General features: G+C 63.5%; 22 protein-coding genes. 10 read left to right on the top strand and 12 right to left on the bottom strand.

The features are described from left to right. Positions 1-65: 65 nt before the first annotated feature. Positions 66-695, bottom strand: coding sequence for a LysE family translocator (locus AC07SI_RS11025; RefSeq protein ID WP_065902661.1), 630 nt, complete (start codon positions 693-695; stop codon positions 66-68). Between the two features lie 127 nt (positions 696-822). Between AC07SI_RS11025 and AC07SI_RS11030 the strand changes: the two genes are divergently transcribed. Next, complete coding sequence (locus AC07SI_RS11030; protein ID WP_065902660.1) at positions 823-1,305, top strand: Lrp/AsnC family transcriptional regulator; 483 nt, start codon at positions 823-825, stop codon at positions 1,303-1,305. A gap of 95 nt (positions 1,306-1,400) precedes the next feature. On the opposite strand, the gene AC07SI_RS11035 is transcribed toward AC07SI_RS11030, so the two are convergent. Genes AC07SI_RS11035 through AC07SI_RS11060 form a run of 6 tightly spaced genes read right to left on the bottom strand, consistent with a single transcriptional unit; the run spans position 1,401 to position 7,088 of the window. Further along, positions 1,401-2,333 (bottom strand): phosphatidate cytidylyltransferase, encoded by a 933-nt coding sequence (locus AC07SI_RS11035; protein WP_495005726.1) that lies wholly within the window; start codon positions 2,331-2,333, stop codon positions 1,401-1,403. A 1-nt stretch (position 2,334) separates the two neighbouring features. Next, entirely contained in the window at positions 2,335-2,955 is a 621-nt protein-coding gene (locus tag AC07SI_RS11040; RefSeq protein WP_065902657.1) for a lysophospholipid acyltransferase family protein, read from the bottom strand. 9 nt (positions 2,956-2,964) lie between these two features. After that, entirely contained in the window at positions 2,965-3,408 is a 444-nt protein-coding gene (locus AC07SI_RS11045) for a hypothetical protein (protein WP_495005727.1), read from the bottom strand. Continuing rightward, on the bottom strand, positions 3,398-4,696 hold the full coding sequence (locus AC07SI_RS11050; protein ID WP_495005728.1) for a phosphatase PAP2/dual specificity phosphatase family protein: 1,299 nt from the start codon (positions 4,694-4,696) through the stop codon (positions 3,398-3,400). Before AC07SI_RS11050 ends, AC07SI_RS11045 begins: the two co-directional genes overlap by 11 nt. Before the next feature lie 2 nt (positions 4,697-4,698). Then, positions 4,699-6,453, bottom strand: a complete 1,755-nt coding sequence (locus AC07SI_RS11055) for a bifunctional alpha/beta hydrolase/class I SAM-dependent methyltransferase (protein WP_106805588.1) — start codon at positions 6,451-6,453, stop codon at positions 4,699-4,701. Between the two features lie 11 nt (positions 6,454-6,464). After that, positions 6,465-7,088: a CDP-alcohol phosphatidyltransferase family protein gene (locus tag AC07SI_RS11060; RefSeq protein ID WP_106805589.1), complete on the bottom strand. Its 624-nt coding sequence runs from the start codon at positions 7,086-7,088 to the stop codon at positions 6,465-6,467. A 304-nt stretch (positions 7,089-7,392) separates the two neighbouring features. On the opposite strand from AC07SI_RS11060, the gene hflK (AC07SI_RS11065) reads away from it, so the two are divergent. The 8 genes from hflK (AC07SI_RS11065) (at position 7,393) to cfaB (ending at position 16,554) form a co-directional block, all read left to right on the top strand. Continuing rightward, complete coding sequence (gene hflK, locus AC07SI_RS11065) at positions 7,393-9,318, top strand: protease modulator HflK (RefSeq protein ID WP_495005729.1); 1,926 nt, start codon at positions 7,393-7,395, stop codon at positions 9,316-9,318. Positions 9,319-9,327: 9 nt separating this feature from the next. Further along, positions 9,328-10,314, top strand: coding sequence for a protease modulator HflC (gene hflC / locus AC07SI_RS11070; RefSeq protein WP_495005804.1), 987 nt, complete (start codon positions 9,328-9,330; stop codon positions 10,312-10,314). Next, positions 10,311-11,345, top strand: coding sequence for a protease modulator HflK (gene hflK, locus AC07SI_RS11075; protein WP_106805591.1), 1,035 nt, complete (start codon positions 10,311-10,313; stop codon positions 11,343-11,345). Before hflC ends, hflK (AC07SI_RS11075) begins: the two co-directional genes overlap by 4 nt. Further along, positions 11,342-13,228, top strand: a complete 1,887-nt coding sequence (locus AC07SI_RS11080; protein WP_495005730.1) for a cation-translocating P-type ATPase — start codon at positions 11,342-11,344, stop codon at positions 13,226-13,228. Before hflK (AC07SI_RS11075) ends, AC07SI_RS11080 begins: the two co-directional genes overlap by 4 nt. 115 nt (positions 13,229-13,343) lie before the next feature. After that, complete coding sequence (gene bufA2, locus AC07SI_RS11085; protein WP_065902641.1) at positions 13,344-13,595, top strand: BufA2 family periplasmic bufferin-type metallophore; 252 nt, start codon at positions 13,344-13,346, stop codon at positions 13,593-13,595. Between the two features lie 68 nt (positions 13,596-13,663). Then, positions 13,664-14,509 (top strand): MNIO family bufferin maturase, encoded by an 846-nt coding sequence (gene bufB, locus AC07SI_RS11090; RefSeq protein WP_065902639.1) that lies wholly within the window; start codon positions 13,664-13,666, stop codon positions 14,507-14,509. Then, a complete protein-coding gene (locus AC07SI_RS11095) occupies positions 14,500-15,282 on the top strand; it encodes an HvfC/BufC family peptide modification chaperone (protein WP_495005731.1) in 783 nt (260 codons plus the stop codon). The genes bufB and AC07SI_RS11095 overlap by 10 nt, the downstream gene beginning before the upstream one ends. Positions 15,283-15,369: 87 nt before the next feature. After that, entirely contained in the window at positions 15,370-16,554 is a 1,185-nt protein-coding gene (gene cfaB, locus AC07SI_RS11100; RefSeq protein ID WP_065902635.1) for a C17 cyclopropane fatty acid synthase CfaB, read from the top strand. A 137-nt stretch (positions 16,555-16,691) separates the two neighbouring features. Here the strand turns inward: cfaB and cls are convergent, their stop codons facing one another. Beyond that, entirely contained in the window at positions 16,692-18,131 is a 1,440-nt protein-coding gene (cls, locus tag AC07SI_RS11105; protein ID WP_065902633.1) for a cardiolipin synthase, read from the bottom strand. A 130-nt stretch (positions 18,132-18,261) separates the two neighbouring features. Between cls and AC07SI_RS11110 the strand changes: the two genes are divergently transcribed. Next, entirely contained in the window at positions 18,262-18,783 is a 522-nt protein-coding gene (locus tag AC07SI_RS11110) for a DUF3617 domain-containing protein (protein WP_065902631.1), read from the top strand. Here AC07SI_RS11110 and AC07SI_RS11115 read toward each other — a convergent pair. From AC07SI_RS11115 to AC07SI_RS11130, 4 genes are read right to left on the bottom strand one after another with little or no spacing between them, the layout of a single operon-like run. Further along, positions 18,780-20,117 carry a dihydroorotase gene (locus tag AC07SI_RS11115; protein WP_495005732.1) on the bottom strand — a complete coding sequence of 446 codons (1,338 nt, stop codon included), beginning with the start codon at positions 20,115-20,117 and terminating at the stop codon, positions 18,780-18,782. The two genes, AC07SI_RS11110 and AC07SI_RS11115, sit on opposite strands and share 4 nt — an antisense overlap. A gap of 3 nt (positions 20,118-20,120) precedes the next feature. Then, complete coding sequence (locus AC07SI_RS11120) at positions 20,121-20,681, bottom strand: gamma carbonic anhydrase family protein (RefSeq protein ID WP_201146195.1); 561 nt, start codon at positions 20,679-20,681, stop codon at positions 20,121-20,123. Next, positions 20,678-21,091, bottom strand: a complete 414-nt coding sequence (gene hisI / locus AC07SI_RS11125; protein WP_065902628.1) for a phosphoribosyl-AMP cyclohydrolase — start codon at positions 21,089-21,091, stop codon at positions 20,678-20,680. The genes AC07SI_RS11120 and hisI overlap by 4 nt, the downstream gene beginning before the upstream one ends. After that, positions 21,088-21,966 (bottom strand): metal ABC transporter substrate-binding protein, encoded by an 879-nt coding sequence (locus tag AC07SI_RS11130; RefSeq protein WP_120450584.1) that lies wholly within the window; start codon positions 21,964-21,966, stop codon positions 21,088-21,090. Before AC07SI_RS11130 ends, hisI begins: the two co-directional genes overlap by 4 nt. Position 21,967: the final 1 nt, after the last annotated feature.

A 21,967-nucleotide genomic window follows, 5' to 3' on the forward strand; every position in this document is an offset into this window, starting at 1 on the left:
TGGCTAAGTGCGGCGTATCTTACACGCGTCTTTGATACAAAAGATGACGCCGATACGCCCTACCGCTAGGCGTGTTGCACAAAAGTGAGGCGCACCGCAAAACCGATCAGAAGACTGCCGAACAACCACTGCTGCATACGCTGCGCCGAGCGATTACGCGCCAGCCAATGGCCGATGCGCGCACCCGTCAGGGCATAACAACAGTCGAAGGCGAAACCGACGCTCACCAGCATCACCCCCAACCACGCAAACTGCATTGCCACCGGCCCAGCCTGCGGGTTGATGAATTGCGGCAGCAATACCGAGCAGAACAACAGTGCCTTGGGGTTGAGCAGGTTGGTGAGCAGGCCGCGTTGAAACGCCGTGCGCCAGGCATGCAGCGTTGGCGGCGTGTTCGCGTTGGCGAGGGACGGCAGCATATTCGCGCGCAAGCATTGAACCCCCAGCCATAGCAGATAGGCCGCGCCGCCCAGGCGCACCACATCGAATGTCCACGGCGCCACTTTGAACAAGGTCGCCAGGCCCATGCCTGCCAGCGCCACATGGCACGCCCGGGCAATCCCCAGCCCGATCGCCGTGGTCAGCGCGAGGGCCTTGCCCTGGCGTGCGCCGGTCTGCAGCAACAGGATCATGTCCGGCCCCGGCAACAGATACGCCACCGACAGGGCCATCAAAAACAACCAGAGTTCCGCCATGTTCCACCCCCGTATTTGGTCGACTGATTCTAGGGCGCGAGGGCGGGGCAGGTGCTTGCGTAATAAGCCAGAAAAGCGTCTAGTCTTGGCATTCTCTGCCACTGAATAAGCTAACAGCCATTCACTTATGCCAACTCTCAAACTCGATACGTTTGATCGTAAGATTCTCGAGGCCCTGCAACGCGACGGCCGCCTGAGCAACGTGCAACTGGCCGACGAAATCGGCCTGTCTGCCTCACCGTGTCTGCGGCGTGTGCGCCTGCTGGAAGAGGCCGGCGTGATTCGCGGCTACCAGGCCACGCTCGACCGCGATGAAGTGGGGCTGGGCATGATGGTATTTGTCGGGGTGAAAGTGGAACGGCATAACGACACCGAGGCCAACGCCTTTCGCGAGGCGGTCACTGCGCTGCCCGAGGTGATCTCGGCATTCCTGGTCTCGGGCGAGTCGGACTTTCTGCTGCAGGTGGTGGTGCCGGACTTGCGTGGCTATGAGCGGTTCGTCACTGGCAGCCTGCTGAAGCTGCCGGGCGTGAGGGATATCCGCAGCAACTTCGCGATCCAGACCGTGAAAACCCCGGGGGCGTTGCCGCTCGGGCATTTGCCAGGCTAATGATTCGTAGGCGTCGGCGTGCCAGCGATGAGGCCTGCGAATTTCACGCAGTGTTCAAGACCGTCATCGCCGGCAAGCCGGTTCCTTAGGATTTTTCAGGTCCACCAGTAGCGCACGAGGTGGAAGAAGATCGGCGCGGCAAAACACACCGAATCCAGCCGATCCAGCATGCCGCCGTGCCCTTCGATCATGTGCCCCCAGTCTTTCACGCCGCGGTCGCGCTTGATCGCCGACATCACGATGCCGCCGGCAAAGCCCAGCAGGTTGATCAGCAATGCGATCAAAAACGACTGCCATGGGTTGAACGGCGTGGTCCACCACAGCGCCGCGCCGATCAGCGAGGAGAGCAAAATCCCGCCGATAAACCCTTCAACGGTCTTGGACGGCGATAGGTTGGGCGCGATCTTGTGCTTGCCGAACAGCTTGCCGCACACGTACTGCAGCACGTCCGAGAGTTGCACCACGATCACCAGGTAGGCGATCAGCAAGAGGTTGCGGCCCTCATAGCCAGGGATGTCGAGGGTCAGCAGGGCCGGGACGAACGACACGCAGAACACCGCGATCATCAGGCCCCACTGCACCTTCGAGGCACGTTCCAGGAAGTGCGTGGTGTCGCCGCCAAGGGAGGCGAGGATCGGCAGCAGCAGGAACACGTACACCGGGATGAAGATCGAGAACAGCCCGTACCAGTCCGAGTAGATCAACAGGTATTGCAGCGGCAGGGCCAGGTAGAACGCGGCCACCAGGGCCGGGTAGTCGCTGCGGCGGGTAGGCGTGAGGGTGAGGAATTCGCGCAGGGCGTAGAACGAGACCGCGTAGAACAGCAGGATCACCGCGCCGGTACCGAGCCAGAAGGCGATGCCGATCACGACCACCATCACCCACCAGGCGTTGATGCGCGCGTTGAGGTTCTCGATCACCGCATTCGGCGTGCCACGCGTGCGCAGTTTGAGGACCAGGCCGATCAGCGAGGCGAGTACCAGGATCGCGCCGATCCCGCCGAACAACATCAGGGTTTGGCTATCCATCTCAGGAATGCTCCGGGGCAAGGGCGAGCAGAGCATCGCGGGTACGGGCGAGGAACGCGGCTTTGTCTTCGCCTTCGGCCAATTGCAGCGGGGCGCCGAAGCTGGTGGTGCACAGCAGAGGCAGCGGCAGCACGCGTCCCTTGGGCATGACGCGGTTGAGGTTGGCGATCCACACCGGGATCAACTCGGCCTGTGGGTAACTTTTCGCCAGGTGATACAGGCCGCTTTTGAACGGCAGCAGGCCGTCTTCCAGATTGCGTGTGCCTTCGGGGAAGATGATCAGCGAGTCTCCACCCTCCAGCGCATCGAGCATGGGCTGCAAGGGGTTATCCACAGGGTCCTTGCGCTCGCGGTCGATCAGCACGCCATTGAACACGCGGTTGATGATGTAGCGGCGCACTGCGCTTTTGTTCCAGTAATCGCTGCCGGCTACCGGGCGCGTGAATTTGCGCAGGTTTTGCGGCAACGACGCCCACAGCAGCACGAAATCGCCGTGGCTGCTGTGGTTGGCGAAGTAGATGCGCTGCACCGGCACCGGCGCGCAGCCCAGCCACAGGCTGCGGGCGCCGGTGACGGTGCGGGCCATGGAGGTAATCAGCGTGGCGACCACGGGTTCGAACATGGGGATTCCTTATCCGGCGAAGGGCAGCCAGGGGCTGGCGAGGATCACGGCGAGGGTCAGCAGCGCTTGCGCGCCCAGCAGCCAGGCTTGTTTGCGCAGCAGTTTGAGGGCGCCGCGACGGCGCTCGGTCCAGGGGCGGCCCGCGCGCTTGGCCGATTGCAGGCCAAGGGTTTGCAGGGCCAGATCGAGGTCCGCGGTGCGATCGGTGTCGCGGGCGAGCAGCGCAAAGAGGTCGGCATCAAAGGCCACGCGCAGTGCCCAGTACTTTTGCAGCAGCCCGAGGATAATCATCCACAGGCTGAGCAGCAGGCAGATGGTCGAAATACTCGCCATCAACAACTGGGCCAAGCCGAATAACACACCGACCACGGTCAGGCCTGTGGATAACTGATCCAGCGAACGACCACGGCGTAGCAGGCTGGCGACGACCTGCAGTTCCATATCAGCGGGCATGGGGCAAACCCTCCAGAGCTTTACGGTGAGCGGGGTGCAGGACTACACGGGTACGCGCTGCACGAATAATAGCCAGCGCGTCATCCACCGTGGCCGCGCGGCCGCTGTGCAGCAGCCAGGCAGCGACGGCGGTGGCGCTGCGTGAGTAGCCGAGGGCGCAGCACACCAGTAGCGGCCCGCTCTGGCGCAGACGTTCGATGGCGTGTGCGGCTTGCAGGCATTGTTCGGGTGTCGGTGCGATCAGGTCCAGCACGGGCACATTCTGATAAGCGCGGCCCTGTGGATTAATCGGCAATTCGGCGCACAGGTCGACGATAGCCTTGAACGGCTCCTGCTCGCGGGCGCTGGGAATCCTGCCGAGCCAGACGTTATCCACAATGAGATCAGGCTGTGGATGTTTGCGCGTCCACAGACGTGAATTGATCCACGCGGCCGCGAGGTAAGGCGCGTACAGCCAGCGGGCGGCGGGTGTGAGCCGGCCATCGGCGCGTTTCTGGAAGCCTGCAGCACCGAGCACGAAGTAATTGGCCTTGATCAGACCCAATGAAACCGCTGGCCACAGCAGCCACAACCAACCGCCGCCCAGCCCAAAGGCCAGGATGACCAACACCAGGGCGCCGAGGCCGTAGCGCGCGCCCAACCGCCAGCGCTTGGGGTCTCGCGTCAGCCGCGTATTCAATAGCGGGCTGGGGTGCTCCAGCGGCCACAGCCACACGCACAGCCAGCCGGCGAGGGCGCCTGTGGGTAAGTCGATAAAGTGGTGTTGATAAGTGTTCAGCACTGAAATCCCGATCAACGCGAACCAGCCATGCACCACCCAGCGCCAGAAGCCCTGCGTATGGCGTTGGTACATGACCCACAGGATCACCAGCAGCGCGATGTGCAGCGAGGGCGCCTGGTTGAACGGCTTGTCGAACCCCGCCAGCACGGCGAACAGCCAGCCGAACACGCCGTCCAGTTCCGGGCGTTCGAAGGTGAAGCGCAGCGGCCAGATCAGGAAGCAACTCACCGCGATGACCTGCGCCGTCAACAGGCGCAGGGCATGTTGCTTGAGTTCGTGACGGCTATTGGGCAGCAACAGCGAGAAACCATAGAGCAGGTCGATGGACCAGTAGGGCACGATGGTCCAGGCCCAGAAGGGCATATGGGTTTCCCAGTCGAACACCAGCGTGCCGACGTCGCTGCGCTGGCTGGTGACCCAGGTGGCGAAGCCATAGGTACTGAAAAACAGCGGCGCCAACAGCAGCAGCCACAGCACCGCTGGCTTTAACAGGCCGGGTTCGCGCATGTTCAGATCTTCTGTGCCAGGGACACGGTAAAGATGCCCCACTCGTCCACACGCTGGGTGATCTTGCGGAAACCGGCGGCTTCCACCAATTGGTCCATTTCCGCCTGGCTGCGGCGGCGCATCACCCAGGCCTGGCCCTGGCGATGGCTGGTCAGCGCACGGGCGATCAGTTCCAGCTGCGGGTGCCACGGCTGGCCGGTGTAGACCAGATAACCGCCAGGCTCCACGGCCTCGGCGAGACCCGCCAGTGAGCCGCCGACCATGCCGTTGTCGGCAAACAATTCATACAGCCCGGACACCACCGCCAGTGTCGGCTTGGGGTCCAGTGCCGCCAGGTCCAGTCGGTCGAATGCATCGCCTTTGACGAACTGCGCGATATCTCCCAGGCCCTTCTCGCGGATCAGGGCGCCACCGTCGCGTACGTTGATGTCGCTGTAGTCGCGCAGCAGGATCGACTCCGGCAGCGGCGACACACCCTGCAAGGCTTCCAGGATGTAGCGGCCGTGGCCGGCGGCGATGTCGACGATGCGCACTTCGCGCTGCTCATCGCGCAGCCGGATCATGGCCAGGCGCAGCAGTTCTTCGACATTCAACTTGCGCTGGCGAATGCCACGCCAGCCGATGGAGTTGAGGTAGTTGGTGTCGATCATCCGCCCCAGCCCGCCCTTGCCGGTGGGCTTGTTGCGGTACACGTAATCCAAGGTACTGCCGGAGTCGAAGCCGGTGTCGAAACCAAGTTTCACCCCGTCCGACAGGTTCTTGCCCAGGCCCATGCTGGCGCGGGTCAGGCGCCAGTACAGGTCGCGCAGGGAATTGCGCGGCAGCGGCGCCGCTAGGGCTTCGGACTCGGCGCAGGTGGCACCCAGCTTGTCGGCGTCCAGCAGGCAAGCGCGGTCCAGCGGCTGGGTGAAATTCTGCAGGATAAAGCGCCGGGCACTGCTCACGGCCACCGCGCGGTCGCGTTCGCCAAGGGTGTCGTGGAAGAAACCGGGAAGGATATGCAGCTCTTTTTTCAGGCTGCCAAGGCGGTCAAAAAACTGCTGCTGGGGTTTGCGGTGCACCACAAAGTCGGAGCCGGAGATCAGCAGTTGGGTCGGCACCTGGATTGCCTGGGCATCGGCTACGACGCGGTCGGCCGCTTCGTACAGGCCAAGCAGCACATTGACCGAGATGGCCTTGGTGATCAGCGGGTCGCTGTCGTAGGACGCCACGCGCTCAGGGTCATGGCTGAGGAACTTGGCCTTGACGTAACTGTTGACGAAAAAGTTGCCGCGAAACTTGCGCATCAGCGCCAGCCCTGGCCGTGCGAACGGCACGTACAGCTTGACCTTGAACGCCGGCGAGGCGAGTACCAGCGCGCGGATTTTCGGCGCGTAGTCATGCACCCAAGTGGCTGCGATCACCGCGCCCACGCTTTGCGCGACCACCGCGAAGTTTTCTTCCTCGATGCTGTAAGCCGCGCCGATATGCTCGCAGAAGGTCTGCACGTCGCGGGCGCTGGTGGCGAAGCTTGGGCTGTCACCGCGCGCGCCCGGTGATTGGCCGTGGCCGCGGGCGTCCCAGGCGAAGAAGTCGAATTGCGGCAGGTCGAGTTCATCCACCAAGTGCGCGATGCGCCCCGAATGCTCATGACCGCGATGGAACAGCAGGATCGCCTTGCGCGGCTCATCGCCCGCAGGCGCAGTAGCCGGCCAGTGCCGATAGAAAAGCTCGACGCCATCATGGGTACTGAAGGTGTGCTCTTGCTGTTCGCGCATCGCAAAAATCCTTATGCAATCGGTGGAGTATCTGAGTGTTCCTTGAGGCCCTGGCGCACCCGGTTGACCAGGGTGTAGGCGAGCAGGGCGGCGACCAGCCACATCACGGTGTCGACCCAGCCCGCGCCGAGCCAACCCAGTGCAACACCGGTGGCCAGTACGCCGAGGACGAAGGCCCGGTCACTCTTGCCCATCGGCCCGTCGTAGCGGCGCGACGCACCGACCATGGGCCCGAGCACGCCGGCGTATTCGCTGAATACCGCCAGCAGCGCCACTAGCAGCACCGGCGCCAGGCTCACACCGGGGATCAGCGCGAAGGGGAGGATCAGCGCGCTGTCGGCGATGACGTCGCACAGTTCATTGAGGTAGGCGCCCAGGCGCGACTGCTGGCCAAATTCACGCGCGAGCATGCCGTCGATGGCGTTCAGCGCCATGCGCAGGATCATCCACAACGGGATCAGCGCAAACAGCCAGAGGTGTTGAGCGAAGCTGGCGATCAGCAGGCCGACCAACAGGGAAACCACGCCGGCCAGGACGGTGATCTGGTTGGCGGTGGTGCCGTTGTCGTAGAGGCGCTGCACGAGGGGTCGCAGCAGGTTTTGAAAACGCGGCTTGAGCTGATAGATCGAAATCATGGGGAGTGACGCTTCCTTGTCCGTGAGCCCGCGAAAAACTGGTTTGGAGTGTGCCGATTATTCATGGCCTGCACCAGTGATGGCGCGTGTTTATGGGGGTTTTGTCACGCTATCGAAGGCGTTGCCGAGCAAATCAGCGAGCGGGCCGCCCCACGAATGCGGTGGGTAAGGGTGAACAGCGATAACTGACACACCTCCATCGTGGGCAAGCCCACTCCCGCAGGGGTTTTACGCGGGTTTCGAACAAAAATTTCACGCTGCGTGTTATATCGTAACGAATTGTGTACAACTGGGCGTTAAGTAGATGCAAGTGGATCTAGAGGCTGACGGCGCTTCGGTGGAAGGCCTGCCGCGTTTTCAGCAAGGGCTGTTCCATGCCCGTCGATTGCGCCAAGCCGGCATCAGCCTGACGGCCCTGGCCGTTGCCGGTTGGGTGCTGGCGCTGTTTGTCGCGCTGTTTGCGCCGCTGTCGATCTGGCCGGTGGTGTTGATCAACTGTGCCTCGGCGCTGCTGGTGCTGGTGGCCGGGTTGCAGTCGGCGTGGTGGGTCGCCGATTGGCGTGCCCAGGCGCTGGAAGAACCGGTGGCGGTGTTGACCGAACAGCCCGACGAGCCCGTCACCTGGCATCGAAGCCTGGCCAACCGCCTGGGCAGTGGCCTGCTGGCCCAGATCGGTGCGCCGGTGTTGTGGCTGTGCGGTTGGGCGCTGCTGGCGCTGGTGAGTGTTATCGAGTTCTGGAACCTGGCGCTGCCCGCCGCGGCGGTGGGGCAGTCGGCCAGTGTCGGTGCCGCGCTCGGCTTGGCACTGGCGTTTGGTCTGCTGGTGTTCGAGCGGCGCCTGGCTCAGGAAACCGCCACGCAATGGCCGGAAGCGGCGCAATTGGCACAGTTGAGCCGGGTGGCGATTGTGTGCCTGGTGGTCAGCGCGATCTGCCTGCTGTTTGCCGGCGCAGCGTCTGTCTGGCCGCTGCGCCTCGCCACACTGATCGGCCTGTTGCCCGCCCTGGTGGCGCTGGAGTTTCTGCTTCGGGCCGTGCTGTCGCTGTTCAGCCCGCGCCAACCGCGCCTTGAACCGCGCTTGATGGCGCAGAGCTTTATTGCCGATCTGCTGCGCTGGCCGCCGCAACCGTTACTCGCCTTGCAGCATGAGCTGCACAACCGCTTCGGCATCGACCTGCGCCAGATCTGGGCGTTTACCTACATGCGCCGTGCATTCTTCCCGGTGCTGCTGGTGGTGCTGACTGTCGGCTGGACACTGACCGGCGTGCATGAAGTGCCGCTGCAAGGGCGTGGGATTTATGAACGCTTTGGCAAGCCCGTCGAGGTGTTCGGGCCCGGCCTGCATGCCGGTCTACCCTGGCCGTTAGGCCGTGTCATCAACGTGGAAAATGGCGTGGTGCATGAGTTGGCCACCAGCGTCAGCGAAGCGGCTGCGCCGGAACTGGCGCCTGCCGAGGGCCCGGCGCCGTTGATCGCCAATCGGTTGTGGGACGCCAGCCATGTGAATGACAAATCCCAGGTGATCGCCAGCAGCAGCGGCGACAAGCAGAGCTTCCAGATCGTCAATATGGATGTGCGGTTTGTCTACCGCATCGGCCTCACCGACCAGGCCGCGCTGGCCGCCACCTACCACAGCGCGGACGTGCCGACCCTGATTCGCAGCACCGCCAGCCGTATCCTGGTTCACGACTTTGCCTCGCGCACCCTCGACGAATTGCTCGGCGAGCAACGCACTCGCCTTGCTGACGAAATTGGCAGCGCGGTGCAAGCGGACCTGCAAAAACTCGACAGCGGCGTGGAAATCCTCGCCACGGTCGTGGAAGCCATCCACCCACCGGCCGGTGCCGCCAATGCCTACCACGGCGTGCAAGCCGCGCAGATTGGCGCCCAGGCCCTGATCTCCCGCGAACGCGGTGCCGCCAGCGAGCAGACCAACCAGGCCTTGCTGCAAGCCAGTACTGCGCGCGACCAGGCGCTGGCCAGCGCGCGTGAAGTGAAGGCCGGGGCCCAGGCGGCCGACCTGCGCTTTGCTGCCGAACAAAAGGCCTACGCCACGGCCGGCCAGGCCTTTGTGCTCGAGCAGTACCTCGGCCAACTCAGCCAGGGCCTGGCCCACGCCAAGCTGCTTATTCTGGATCACCGCCTGGGTGCCGATGGCGCGCCGACGATCGATCTGCGTTCTTTTACCTTACCGGCCGATCCTTCGGTGCCGCGTAAAGCCGTTCAATAAGGAGTCTGTCTGTTGAGCGCTCATTCTCACGATCATCATCATGGCCATCATCACCAGGCTCATCATGGTGATGAACACGCGGCAGGCCCGTTCCCCTGGCGGCGCATGGCCTGGGCGGTGCTGCTGGTGCTGTTTGCCGTAGCGGCGGCCAGCCTGGTGCAGGTGCGTTCCGGTGAAGCCACGGTGATTACCCGCTTCGGCAACCCGTCGCGGGTATTGCTGGAGCCGGGCCTGGGCTGGCGCTGGCCGGCGCCGTTCGAAGCGGCGATCCCGGTGGACCTGCGCCTGCGCACCACGTCCAGTGGCTTGCAGGATGTAGGCACCCGCGACGGCCTGCGCATCATCGTGCAGGCCTATGTGGCGTGGCAGGTGCAGGGCGATGCCGACAATGTGCAGCGCTTCATGCGCGCGGTGCAGAACCAGCCGGATGAGGCGGCGCGGCAGATTCGCACCTTTGTCGGCTCGGCGCTGGAGACCACGGCCGCCAGTTTTGACTTGTCGAGCCTGATCAATACGGATGCCAGCCAAGTGCGCATTGCCGATTTCGAGGCTCAGTTGCGCCAGCAGATTGATCAACAATTGCTCACTACTTATGGCGTGCGCGTGGCCCAGGTCGGCATCGAGCGGCTGACGTTGCCGTCGGTCACCCTCACCGCGACGGTCGACCGCATGCGTGCCGAACGCGAAACCATCGCGACCGAACGCACCGCCGTGGGCAAGCGTGAAGCGGCGCAGATCCGTTCCGCCGCCGAGCGTGATGCGCGCATCGTGCAAGCCGATGCCACGGTGAAAGCGGCTGACATCGAAGCACAGTCGCGCGTCGAAGCGGCGCAGATCTATGGGCGTGCCTACGCCGGCAACCCGCAGCTGTACAACTTGCTGCGCTCGCTGGATACCTTGGGCACCGTCGTGACGCCGGGTACCAGGATCATCCTGCGCACCGACGCGGCGCCGTTCCGTGCATTGGTGGACGGGCCGAAGGACGTCCAGCCATGATCGAGCGTGGCAGCCCGGACAGCCCGTGGATCCAGGCTGGGCGCCTGACCTTTCTGGCGCTGTACGCGGTGACGGTATTGGCGGCATTGGCCTGGGCGTTTTCCAATGTGCGGCAGATCGACCCGCAGAACCGTGCCGTGGTGTTGCACTTCGGCGCGCTGGATCGCATCCAGAATGCCGGCTTGTTGCTGGCCTGGCCGCAGCCGTTCGAGCAAGTGGTGCTGTTGCCGGCGGCGGATCGCGTGATCGAGCGGCGCGTGGAGAATCTGCTGCGTTCCGATGCTGCGATCCAGGCCGACCGCGTGGCCAGTTTCGCCACCCCGTTGAGCGACGCACTGGCCGGCTCCGGCTACCTGCTGACCGGCGATGCCGGCGTGGTGCAGCTGGATGTGCGGGTGTTCTACAAAGTCACCGAGCCCTATGCGTTTGTGTTGCAGGGCGAGCATGTGCTGCCGGCGCTGGACCGCCTGGTGACCCGCAGCGCGGTGGCCCTGACCGCCGCGCGTGACTTGGACACGATCCTGGTGGCGCGACCGGAACTGATCGGCACCGACAACGGCGCCGCGCAACGGCGCGAAAGGCTGCGTGGAGACCTGGTGCAAGGCATCAACAAGCGCCTCGCGGAGTTGACTTCCACTGGCCTGGGATTGGGCATACAGGTCACCCGCGTCGACGTGCAATCAAGCCTGCCGGGGCCGGCGGTAAATGCCTTCAACGCCGTGCTCACCGCCAGCCAGCAGGCCGACAAAGCGGTGGCCAATGCGCGTACCGACGCGGAAAAACTCACCCAGACCGCCAACCAGGAGGCCGACCGCCTGGTGCAGGTCGCCCATGCCCAGGCCAGCGAACGCCTGGCCAATGCGCAGGCGCAGACTGCTACTGTCGCGAGCCTGGCCCAGGTGAAAGACCCCGGCTTGCTGCTGCGTTTGTACCGCGAGCGGCTGCCGAAGATTCTCGGCCAGGCCGGCGCTGTGACCACCGTCGATCCTAAAGACGACTCCCGCTTGATCATCCAGGGAGCCGAACAATGAGCGCACCCATGTTGACCTCCGCCGAGCAGCGCAGCGCCGCCCGGCAATTGACCCTGGCGATGCTCGCCCTGGGTTTGCTGGTGCTGGGCCTGGTCTGGCGCTGGCTGGCGCCGGACCAGGGTGGCGTCAGTCAATTGCTGCTCGGCGCGGCGTCCTTGCTGGTCGCCGTGCCGGTAATGCGCTCGGCCTGGTACAGCCTGCGCTTCCCCAGCCTGCATGGCATCACCGACCAGTTGATCGCCCTCGCGATGATGGGGGCGTGGGCCACCGGTGACCTGCTGACCGCCGCACTGCTGCCGATCATCATGATTTTCGGGCATGTGCTGGAGGAGCGCAGTGTGATCGGCTCCCAGGAGGCGATCCACGCCCTGGGTAAATTGACGCGCAGCCATGCCCGCCGGGTGCACGCCGATGGCAGCATCCATGAGGTGGATAACGGCACGCTGAACCCCGGCGATATCGTTGAAGTGCGCGCCGGTGACCGCGTGCCGGCCGATGGCGTAGTGCTGTCGGGCCAGGCCAGCCTGGACACGGCGCCGATCACTGGCGAGTCGGTGCCGCTGGAGGCCCATGTCGGCGTCCAAGTGTTTGGTGGCGCGATCAACCTCGACGGCCTGTTGCGCCTGCAAGTGACCCGCACCGGCAATGAGTCGACGCTGGGCAAGGTGATTGCGCTGATGCAGAACGCCGAGCGTTCCAAGCCACCGATCACGCGGCTGCTGGAGCGTTACGCCGGCAGCTACATGGTGCTGGTGCTGTTGCTGGCGGCGGTGACCTGGTTTGTGACCAATGACGCCCAGGCGATGTTGGCTGTGCTGGTGGCGGCGTGCCCGTGTGCGTTGGTGTTGTCAGCCCCGGCCACGGCGATTGCCGGGATTGCCGTGGCGGCACGGCATGGGATTCTGATTCGCAGCTCGGCCTTCCTCGAAGAGTTGGCGGACCTGACCTCGCTGGTGGTCGACAAGACCGGCACCCTGACCTTTGGCACCTTGCGTTTGCAGTCCATCGAGAGCGCATCGATGGATCGCCAGGCGCTGCTCAACCTGGCGGCCAGCCTCGGCTCGGCCAGCAGCCACCCGGTCAGCCGCGCGTTGGCGGAACTGGCGACGCCGGAACAACGGCTGGCGCTCAGCGATATCCGCGAGCGCCAGGGCCTGGGCGTGGTGGCACAGACCGAACAGGGCGAAGCGGCGCTGGGGCGTCCGGAATTGTTCGAGCAATTGGGTATCGTCGCGACGCCTGTTCCTGACCACGACGGCCCGATTGCCGGGCTGGCGCTGAAGGGGCAATTCGTCGCCTGGCTGTTGCTCGCCGACAGCGTCAAGCCCGAAGCCCGCCAGGCGCTGCAGGAACTGCGCGACCTCGGCCTGGGCCGCCAATTGCTGCTGACCGGCGACCGCCAGAGTGTGGCCGACAGCCTGGCGCTGGACGTGGGCATCAGTGATGTCGAAGCCCAGGCCCTGCCGGAAGACAAGCTCAACCGCGTGCTCGGCGAGATCGACAGCGGCTTTCGGCCCATGGTGGTGGGCGACGGCATCAACGATTCCCTGGCGCTCAAGGCCGGTGTGGTCGGCGTGGCCATGGGCGCGGGCGGCGCGGATATCGCGCTGGCCTCGGCGGATGTGGTGTTGATCGGCAGCGACCTGCGCCGGCTGGGCACCTGCGTGCGCTTGAGTCGCCAGTGCCGGCACACGTTGCAAGTCAACGTGATCATCGGCCTGGGCTGGACGCTGGCCATCGTGGTGTTTGCCGCCTTCGGCTGGCTGGGCGCTGCCGGGGCCATGATTGCGGCGGTGCTGCACAACCTCAGCACCTTGCTGGTACTGGGCAATGCCGGGCGTTTGCTGCGGTTTCAGGAGCCGCTGCTGAAGCTTGAGGAATAATTTTCGAATTATTTTTGTAGCGCTGTAACGCCGGCAGGGGGCCTCACTCTAGTGGTGTGTCGAGACTGAACAATCCGTTCAGACCGACTCCACTACCGATCATGAGGACTACAAAATGAACATTAAATCCGCTGCTGCCGGTGCCGCTCTCGCCATGGCCGCCGCTACGATGTTTGCCGGTGTTGCTACCCAGGTCCAAGCCGCAGACGCCTCGGTTCATTGCTATGGCGTCAACGCCTGCAAAGGCCAGAACGACTGCAAAACCAAGGACCATGCGTGCAAAGGCCAGGGTTCTTGCAAAGGCCAGGGCTTCCTCTCCATGAGCAAGGCCATGTGCGACCAGAAAGGCGGCACCGTCGGCGAGTAACCGGCAACCGAGTGCAACCGCAGCGGCTGCCTCCCACCGCTGCGGACACTTTTACCTTGGAGTGTCCTATGCCCACTTCTCTTGCGAGCCTCGGTTACGGCCTGGGCTTACGCAGCGAGTACTACCAGCAGATCCTCGAACAATCGCCGCCGGTGGATTGGTTCGAAGTGATCTCCGAGAATTACCTGGTGCAGGGCGGCAAAGCCCTGTACTACCTGGACGCAATCGCCGAGCGTTATCCGCTGGTGATGCACGGCGTGTCCCTGTCCATCGGCGGGCCGCATGCCCTTGATACCGATTACCTGAAGCAGCTCCACGCCCTCGCCGAACGCATCCAGCCGGCGTGGATTTCCGATCATCTGTGCTGGAGCCGCGGCAGCGCGCACCAGCTGCATGACCTGCTGCCGTTGCCCTACACCGAAGAAAGCCTTTACCACGTGGCCGCCCGCGTGCGGCAGGTGCAGGATGTTCTGCAGCGCCCGCTGGTGCTGGAAAACGTCTCCAGCTATGTGCGCTCGAAGGCCGATGAATTTACCGAGTGGGAATTCCTCAACGCGCTGACGCACTTGTCGGGGTGCCAATTGCTGCTGGACGTCAACAACGTCTACGTCAGCTCGCGCAACCACGGGTTCGACGCCTGGACCTTCATCCGCAACCTGCCGCCTGCGAGCATTCGCCAACTGCACCTGGCCGGGCATATGGACTACGGCGATTATGTCGTCGATACCCATGACCAACCGGTATGTGATCCGGTATGGGCGCTGTACCAGCAGACGTTGGAGCACCTGGGGCCGGTCTCGACGCTGTTGGAGCGCGATGATCATTTCCCGCCGTTCGACGTGTTGCTCACCGAATTGGACAAGGCTCGCGCGTTGGGTGCTACCGCCCTGGCCCGGAGATCGTTATGCGCCTGACCGATTGGCAGCTGGCGTTTGAACAGCATGTGTTATCTGAAGCCCCGCTGGCCAACAGCAGCTTTGCCGCCACTTTGCTGGGTGGGCCGACGCTGGACGTGGACACGGGCCTGGCGATTTATCACAACGCCTACCTGTCACGGCTGCAGGACGTGTTGCGGCATGACTTCGGCGCCATCCGATATTGGCTTGGGGACGATGAGTTCGCCGCGCTGACCGAGGCCTACGTGCGGCGTTATCCGTCGGCCCATTACAGTTTGCGTTGGCTGGGCGAGCGGTTCCCGGGGTTTATCCTCGAACACCTGGTGGCCGAACAGAGTGCGCCGCTGGCCGAGCTGGCGCGCTTGGAATGGGCCTTCACCCTCGCATTCGATGCGCCATCAGGGCAGCCACTGACCCTGGACGACATGGCATCGTTGCCGCCTGAAGCCTGGCCGGCGCTGCAGGTCAGTCTGGCGCCCTCGGTGCAGCAGTTGCTCTGCCACTTCAATACGCTGGCGCTCTGGCGTGCCAGCAAGGAGGAGTCCGCCTTCCCGCCCAGCCAGGCGTTGGCGCACATCTGCCTGGTGTGGCGTCATCAGAATGTGTGCCATTACCGCAGCCTGGAGCCGGCAGAAGCCTGCGCGCTGGCCGGTATGGTGACCACCGGCTGGAATTTTTCAGAACTGTGCGAGCAGCTGCAGGTCACTTATGCAGAGGGAGCCCCATTGCAAGCGGTCACGTGGCTTAAACAGTGGATCCAGGACGGTTTGCTCGAGCGCCGAGCCCCATAGAAGAACGCTATCAAATCGATAGCCTCCTACTTTGTCTTCGGATGGTCTACCCTCACACCAGACGTCTGAAACAAGGGGGGACTACTCATGCTCGCGCAACTTCCACCGGCCTTACAGAATCTTCAGCTACCGCTGCGTCTTCGACTCTGGGATGGCCATGAATTCAACCTGGGTCCCGATCCCAGTGTGACCATCGTGGTGAAGGACCCCACGGTTGTCTCCAAGCTCACCCATCCCACGCTCGATTCATTGGGCGCAGCCTTTGTCGAGGGCAAACTGGAGCTGGAAGGCTCCATCAGCGAAGTGATCCGGGTGTGTGATGAATTGAGTCACGCCCTGATCGATGACGACGAGGGGAGTCGTCCGGTGCGCTCGATCCACGACAAGGCCACTGACGCAGCGGCGATTTCCTACCACTACGACCTGTCCAACGAGTTCTACCAGCTGTGGCTGGACCAGGACATGGCGTACTCCTGCGGTTATTTCGAAACCGGCAGCGAGTCCATCGACCAGGCCCAACAAGACAAATTCCGCCATCTGTGCCGCAAGCTACGCCTGCAGCCGGGCGAGTATCTGCTCGACGTCGGCTGCGGTTGGGGCGGGTTGGCGCGGTATGCCGCGCGGGAGTTCGGCGTCAAAGTATTTGGCATTACCCTGAGCAAGGAGCAGTTGGCGCTGGCCCGGGAACGGGTCAAGGCCGAGGGGCTGGAAGACCAGGTCGACCTGCAACTGCTGGATTACCGCGACCTGCCCCAGGATGGCCGTTTCGACAAAGTGGTCAGCGTGGGGATGTTTGAACACGTCGGTCATGCCAACCTGGCGGAATACTGCAAGACCCTGTTCGGTGCGGTACGCGAAGGCGGCCTGGTGATGAACCACGGCATTACCGCCAAGCACACCGACGGTCGACCTGTGGGCCGTGGCGCCGGTGATTTTATCGAACGTTATGTCTTCCCCAACGGCGAGCTGCCGCACCTGGCGATGATGACTGCCGAAATCAGTGAGGTCGGGCTGGAAGTGGTCGATGTCGAAAGCCTGCGCCTGCATTACGCGCGCACGCTGGACCACTGGAGTGAGCGGTTGGAAGACAACCTGGAAGCGGCGGCGAAGATGGTGCCGGACCAGGCGCTGCGTATCTGGCGGCTGTACCTGGCCGGTTGCGCCTATGCGTTCGCACGCGGCTGGATCAATCTGCACCAGATCCTCGCGGTCAAGCCGCACGCCGATGGCAGCCATGAACTGCCGTGGACGCGGGAAGATATCTACCGCTGAAATACAATCACGACAACTGCGGTGATCTACATGTGGGAGCGGGCTTGCTCGCGAAAGCGCTCTATCAGTGACTCATCGAGTACTGATGTACCGCCTTCGCGGGCAAGCCCGCTCCCACATGGATCGCGTATTGATCGCTAGAGAATGGGTGAAATAAGCCGCGCGACCCGCATGCCCAGTTGTTGCAGGCGGCGGGTTTCGCGGCTTTCTTCCTGGCTGACTTCATGGGCCAGGGCGAAGTCGTCGAGCAGCATCTGTTCCACTTGCTGGGCGAAGGCTTCGTCGACCGTGAGCAACATCACTTCGAAATTCAACCGGAACGAGCGGTTGTCCATGTTCGCACTGCCGATGGCGCTGATCTCGCTGTCGACCAACACCACCTTCTGATGCAAAAAGCCCGGCGTGTAGCGGAATACACGAACCCCGGCGCGTACCGCTTCGATCGCATACAGGCTGGACGCGGCGTAGACGATGCGGTGGTCGGGGCGCGACGGCAGCAGCAGGCGCACATCCACCCCACGCAGCACCGCCAGGCGCAGAGCGGCAAACACAGCTTCGTCAGGGATGAAATACGGGCTGGTGATCCACACGCGCTCGGTCGCCGCATGGATGGCCTCGACGAAAAACAGCGAGCAGGTTTCATACGGGTCGGCCGGGCCGCTGGCGAGCAATTGGCAGAGCACACCGTCTTCGGGGTAGGCGTCCGGCAGGATCAGCGGCGGCAACTCGCGTGCGGCCCAGAACCAGTCTTCGGCAAACGACTCCTGCAGGCACGCGACCACCGGCCCGGTGACCTGCACATGGGTATCGCGCCACGGCGCCAGCGGCGGCTTTTTGCCGAGGTATTCGTCGCCGACGTTATGCCCGCCGACAAACCCGGTGACGCCATCCACCACGACGATCTTGCGGTGGTTGCGGAAGTTGACCTGGAAGCGATTGAGCCAGCCGCTGCGGGTGGCGAAGGCCTTGACCTTGACCCCGGCGTCGCGCAGCGATTGCACATAGTGATGGGGCAGGGCGTGGCTGCCGATGCGGTCGTAGAGCACGTGAATATCCACGCCCTCGGCGGCCTTGGCTGTCAGCAAGGTGTGCAGTTGGCGGCCCAACTCATCGTCGTGAATGATGAAGAACTGGAACAGCACGGCCGTCTTGGCGCGGCGGATGGCGTCGAAGATCGCGCTGAAGGTAGCCTCGCCATTGATCAGCAGGCGCACCTCGTTGTTCGCCAGGCACGGCATGCGGCCCAACTTGGGCATGGCGCGCAGCGAGGCGTAGGCGCTGGAGTTACGCGCGGCCAGGGCTTCCTCGACCCACGGGCGCCAGTTCAGCTCGGTGATCGCGGTGTGCATTTCCTGGTTGGCCTGGCGCCGCGCCTGGATGTAGGCGTCGAAGGTGCTGCGGCCGAAAATCAGGTAGGGAATCAGCGTCAGGTAGGGCATGAACATCAGCGACAAGGCCCAGGCGATCGAGCCTTGGGCGGTCCTGACGGTCAGCACCGCGTGGATCGCGGCGAGGGTCCCGAGAAAGTGCAGCGTGGCGATGAAGTAGGCGAGCAGGTGCGGGCCAAAAAAATCCATGGACGACATGACTCCAGACAATCCAGTGCCTAACAGACCATGAACGGCTGCGAATGTCGCTATTTTATTTGCCGTGCAACACTGGCACTTTTGCGGCGTCTAACGCCCACAATTGCCCAGGAGTTACCCGATGAATGCTCGTCTGCTTGGTTTGGCCATGGTTATTGGTGTGTCGCTGCCCGTGGCGGCGCAGGCGCAGATGCTGGCGCCGGGCTTGTGGGAATTGACCACCAGCAACATGAAAGTCGATAACCAGGACCTGCCGGACCTGTCCTTGATCCTCGGTCAGCTCAAGCAACAGATGACCCCCGAACAGCGTGCGATGCTGGAAAAACAAGGCATCACCATGGCCGGCAAAGGCGTGCAAGTGTGCCTCACGCCGGCGCAAGTCGCCTCGGACTCGATCCCGCTGACCGACCCGCAATCGGGCTGCAAACAGGAAGTGACCGACAAGACCGGCAACCAGTGGAAATTCCGCTTCAGCTGCCCGAAAGCCCAGGGCACTGGCGTCGCAACCTTCCAGAGCCAGAAAGAATTCACCACCACCGTCAACGGTACCTTCAATGCCACCGGCATCCAGCAGAAGGGCAGCCTGGACAGTCATGCGCAGTGGCTCGGCAACGATTGCGGTACGGTCAAGCCCCGCGCTTAACGCAGGAAATGCAGCGGCAAGCCCTGGCAGCTGTCGACCACCTGGCCTTTGTGCCAGGCCAGGTGGCCAGACACCAACGTGGTGCTGACGCTGTGGCGAAAGCGCCGCTCGGCAAACGGCGTCCAGCCGCAGCGGGCCAGGATCGGCTCGTCGCTGACCGGCTTGCCTGCAGGTTCGGGTTTGATCAGCACCAGGTCGGCCCAATACCCTTCACGTAAATAACCCCGATCCGGGATGGCGAACAAGTCGGCGACGCGGTGGCTGGTTTTCGCCACCAGGGTGGTCAACGGCAGCAGCCCGTCGGCGACCAATTCCAGCAGCGCCGGCAGCGCGTGCTGCACCAGCGGCAGACCCGCTGGCGCGTCCCGGTACCCCAGCTGCTTTTGCGTCCAGGTATGCGGCGCATGATCAGTGCCAATCACATCCAGGCGATCACTCAACAAGGCCCGGCGCAGGGCGTCGCGGTCGGCGCGGGTCTTGATCGCCGGGTTGCATTTGATCTGGTGGCCAAGGCGGTGATAGTCGCGGTCATCGAACAGCAGGTGGTGCACGCAGACTTCCGCCGTGATGTGCTTTTGCGCGAGGGGCAGGTCTTCAAACAGTTCCAACTCTCGGGCGCTGGTCAGGTGCAGTACGTGCAAGCGCGTCCCCAAGCGCCTGGCCAACTCCACGGCAAAAGAAGACGAGCGATAACACGCCTCGGCATCGCGGATCAGCGGGTGGGCAACCGCCGGGATCTTGTCCCCGAAGCGCTCGCGCAGGCGCTGTTCATTGGCCTGGATGCTCGGCGTGTGTTCGCAGTGGGCGAGGAGCAGGGTGGGCACCTCGGCAAACAGTCGCTCCAGAACCTTCGGGTCGTCTACCAGCATGTTGCCGGTGGAGGCGCCCATGAACACTTTGACCCCGGCCACTTCGCGCGGATCGAGCGCGGCAACGGTGTCGAGGTTGTCGTTGCTCACGCCGAAGTGAAAGCCGTAGTTGGCCACCGAGTGCAGGGCCGCGCGGCGCTTTTTATCGGCCAGGGCTTCCAGGGTCAGCGTGGCCGGGTTGGTGTTGGGCATGTCCATGAAACTGGTGATGCCACCGGCCACGGCCGCCCGGGACTCGCTGTAGAAACTGCCTTTGTCCGGTGCGCCAGGCTCGCGGAAATGCACTTGGTCATCGATCATGCCCGGCAGCAGCCACTGGCCTTGGGCGTCAATGGCCACCGGCGCATTGCAGCCCTCGATGCTGGCGGCGATCTTCTCGATGCGGCCGTTGGCAAGCAGTACGTCGGCGTCGAATTCCTGGCCCTCATTCACCAGGCGGGCGTTGCGGATCAGCAGGCGGCTCATGGTTCAGAACTCGTTTTGCAAGGCTTTGTAGCCGCGCACCAGGTCGACGTTGGTACGCGCCACGTCTTCGGAAAACTCCGAGGCGCTGATGCTGACCGGCGGGAATTGCGACAGGTCGGTGTTTGGCCCGATGCGCGTGGTAGAGGGCACGTAAAACGCGGCGGGCAAGTCGCGGCCGTCGACCACCGAGTTGTGGCGCACTACGCAGCCGTCGCCCACGGCGCAATTGAACAGCACGCTGTTGAAGCCGATGAACACACGGTCGCCGACGGAGCAGGGGCCATGGACGATGGAGCGGTGTGCGATCGAGGTGAACTCGCCGATGGTCACCGCCGCGCCGGACTTGGAGTGGATGACCACGCCGTCCTGGATGTTCGAGTTGGCGCCGATGGTGATCGGGTCCATCGCGCCGCTGGCGTCGACTTCGTCGGCGCGGATCACGGCGTAGGGGCCGACGAACACGTTCTCACCGATGATGACCTTGCCGCAGATGATCGCGGTCTTGTCGACGTAGGCCGATTCGGCAATCACCGGCAGATCGCCGGAAGGGTTCTTGCGGATCATGCAGCGGGCTCCGTAATGATGTGAACGTAATGACCGTCGATGGCGTTGTAGAAACAGGTCGGGCGGCCGGTGTGGCAGGCCGGGCCTTGCTGGTCGACGATCAGCAGCACCGCGTCGCCGTCGCAATCGAGTCGCGCTTCCACCAGTTGCTGCCAGTGGCCGGACGACTCGCCTTTGCGCCACAGTTGCCGACGCGAGCGCGACCAGTAGCAGACCTGCCCGGTGGCCAGGGTTTCGGTGAGGGCCTGGCGGTTCATCCAGGCCAGCATCAATACCTCGCCGCTGCCGTGTTGCTGGGCAATGGCGGCAATCAGCCCATCGCTGTTCCACGCCAAGGCATCGAGCACCGGATCGAGTGGAAAGCGGCTGCCGAGGGCAGCCTCTTCCAGTTCGAGCATGCTCACGGTCATGGCTTGCCCAGGGCGGCGCACAGGGTGTTGAGGTTGTATTCGAACAGCCCGGTGAAGGTGCTGGCCGGGCCTTCGGCGGCCAGGGCATCGGAGTACAGCGTGCCGCCGATCTGCGCGCCGCTTTCGTCAGCGATCTGCTTGAGCAGGCGCGAGTCCTTGATGTTTTCCATGAACACCGCCTTGACCTTGTCTTTGCGGATCTGGGTAATCAGCGCAGCGACTTCGGCAGCCGACGGTTCACGCTCGGTGGACAAGCCTTGGGGCGCGAGGAACTCGATGCCATAGGCCTGGCCCAGGTAACCGAAGGCGTCGTGGGAGGTGACGATGCGACGGTTGCCCGGCGGCAGTGCGCCGAACTTGGTCTTGGCTTCGGCCAGCAGGCGGTAGATTTCTTTCAGGTAGGCCTGGCTGTTGCGCAGGTAGTCGGCCTTGTTGGCCGGGTCGGCGGCGACCAAGGCCTTGGTGATGTTGTTCACGTAGATTTCGGCGTTGGCCAGGTTGTGCCAGGCGTGCGGGTCGGGGATGGTTTCGCCGTCTTCTTCCATGGTGTGGGAAATCACGCCCTTGCTGGCGGTGACCACGGTGGCCTTGGTTTCGGTGCTGGTCACCAGGCGGTCCAGCCAGGGTTCGAAGCCCAGGCCGTTCTTGATGATCAGCCTGGCCTTGAGCAGCGCCTTGGCGTCGTCCGGAGTGGGCTCGTAGGTGTGGGCGTCGGAATCCGGGCCGACCATGTTGCTGATCTGGATGTGATCGCCACCGATCTGGTGGGTGATGTCATCGAGAATACTGAAACTGGTAACCACCTGGAGTTTGTCAGCGGCCTGGGCCGTCGATAACGACAGCACCAGACTGAACAGCACGAGTAGAGCGCGCATC

Source organism: Pseudomonas sp. GW821-FHT05D12 (genome assembly GCF_059419825.1).

Excerpts from the sequence above, each read along its gene's own strand:
- AC07SI_RS11025 (WP_065902661.1), bottom strand. The coding sequence starts at position 695 with ATGGCGGAACTCTGGTTGTTTTTGATGGCCCTGTCGGTGGCGTATCTG.
- AC07SI_RS11030 (WP_065902660.1), top strand. The coding sequence starts at position 823 with ATGCCAACTCTCAAACTCGATACGTTTGATCGTAAGATTCTCGAGGCC.
- AC07SI_RS11035 (WP_495005726.1), bottom strand. The coding sequence starts at position 2,333 with ATGGATAGCCAAACCCTGATGTTGTTCGGCGGGATCGGCGCGATCCTG.
- AC07SI_RS11040 (WP_065902657.1), bottom strand. The coding sequence starts at position 2,955 with ATGTTCGAACCCGTGGTCGCCACGCTGATTACCTCCATGGCCCGCACC.
- AC07SI_RS11045 (WP_495005727.1), bottom strand. The coding sequence starts at position 3,408 with ATGCCCGCTGATATGGAACTGCAGGTCGTCGCCAGCCTGCTACGCCGT.
- AC07SI_RS11050 (WP_495005728.1), bottom strand. The coding sequence starts at position 4,696 with ATGCGCGAACCCGGCCTGTTAAAGCCAGCGGTGCTGTGGCTGCTGCTG.
- AC07SI_RS11055 (WP_106805588.1), bottom strand. The coding sequence starts at position 6,453 with ATGCGCGAACAGCAAGAGCACACCTTCAGTACCCATGATGGCGTCGAG.
- AC07SI_RS11060 (WP_106805589.1), bottom strand. The coding sequence starts at position 7,088 with ATGATTTCGATCTATCAGCTCAAGCCGCGTTTTCAAAACCTGCTGCGA.
- hflK (WP_495005729.1), top strand. The coding sequence starts at position 7,393 with ATGCAAGTGGATCTAGAGGCTGACGGCGCTTCGGTGGAAGGCCTGCCG.
- hflK (WP_106805591.1), top strand. The coding sequence starts at position 10,311 with ATGATCGAGCGTGGCAGCCCGGACAGCCCGTGGATCCAGGCTGGGCGC.
- AC07SI_RS11080 (WP_495005730.1), top strand. The coding sequence starts at position 11,342 with ATGAGCGCACCCATGTTGACCTCCGCCGAGCAGCGCAGCGCCGCCCGG.
- bufA2 (WP_065902641.1), top strand. The coding sequence starts at position 13,344 with ATGAACATTAAATCCGCTGCTGCCGGTGCCGCTCTCGCCATGGCCGCC.
- bufB (WP_065902639.1), top strand. The coding sequence starts at position 13,664 with ATGCCCACTTCTCTTGCGAGCCTCGGTTACGGCCTGGGCTTACGCAGC.
- AC07SI_RS11095 (WP_495005731.1), top strand. The coding sequence starts at position 14,500 with ATGCGCCTGACCGATTGGCAGCTGGCGTTTGAACAGCATGTGTTATCT.
- cfaB (WP_065902635.1), top strand. The coding sequence starts at position 15,370 with ATGCTCGCGCAACTTCCACCGGCCTTACAGAATCTTCAGCTACCGCTG.
- cls (WP_065902633.1), bottom strand. The coding sequence starts at position 18,131 with ATGGATTTTTTTGGCCCGCACCTGCTCGCCTACTTCATCGCCACGCTG.
- AC07SI_RS11110 (WP_065902631.1), top strand. The coding sequence starts at position 18,262 with ATGAATGCTCGTCTGCTTGGTTTGGCCATGGTTATTGGTGTGTCGCTG.
- AC07SI_RS11115 (WP_495005732.1), bottom strand. The coding sequence starts at position 20,117 with ATGAGCCGCCTGCTGATCCGCAACGCCCGCCTGGTGAATGAGGGCCAG.
- AC07SI_RS11120 (WP_201146195.1), bottom strand. The coding sequence starts at position 20,681 with ATGATCCGCAAGAACCCTTCCGGCGATCTGCCGGTGATTGCCGAATCG.
- hisI (WP_065902628.1), bottom strand. The coding sequence starts at position 21,091 with ATGACCGTGAGCATGCTCGAACTGGAAGAGGCTGCCCTCGGCAGCCGC.
- AC07SI_RS11130 (WP_120450584.1), bottom strand. The coding sequence starts at position 21,966 with ATGCGCGCTCTACTCGTGCTGTTCAGTCTGGTGCTGTCGTTATCGACG.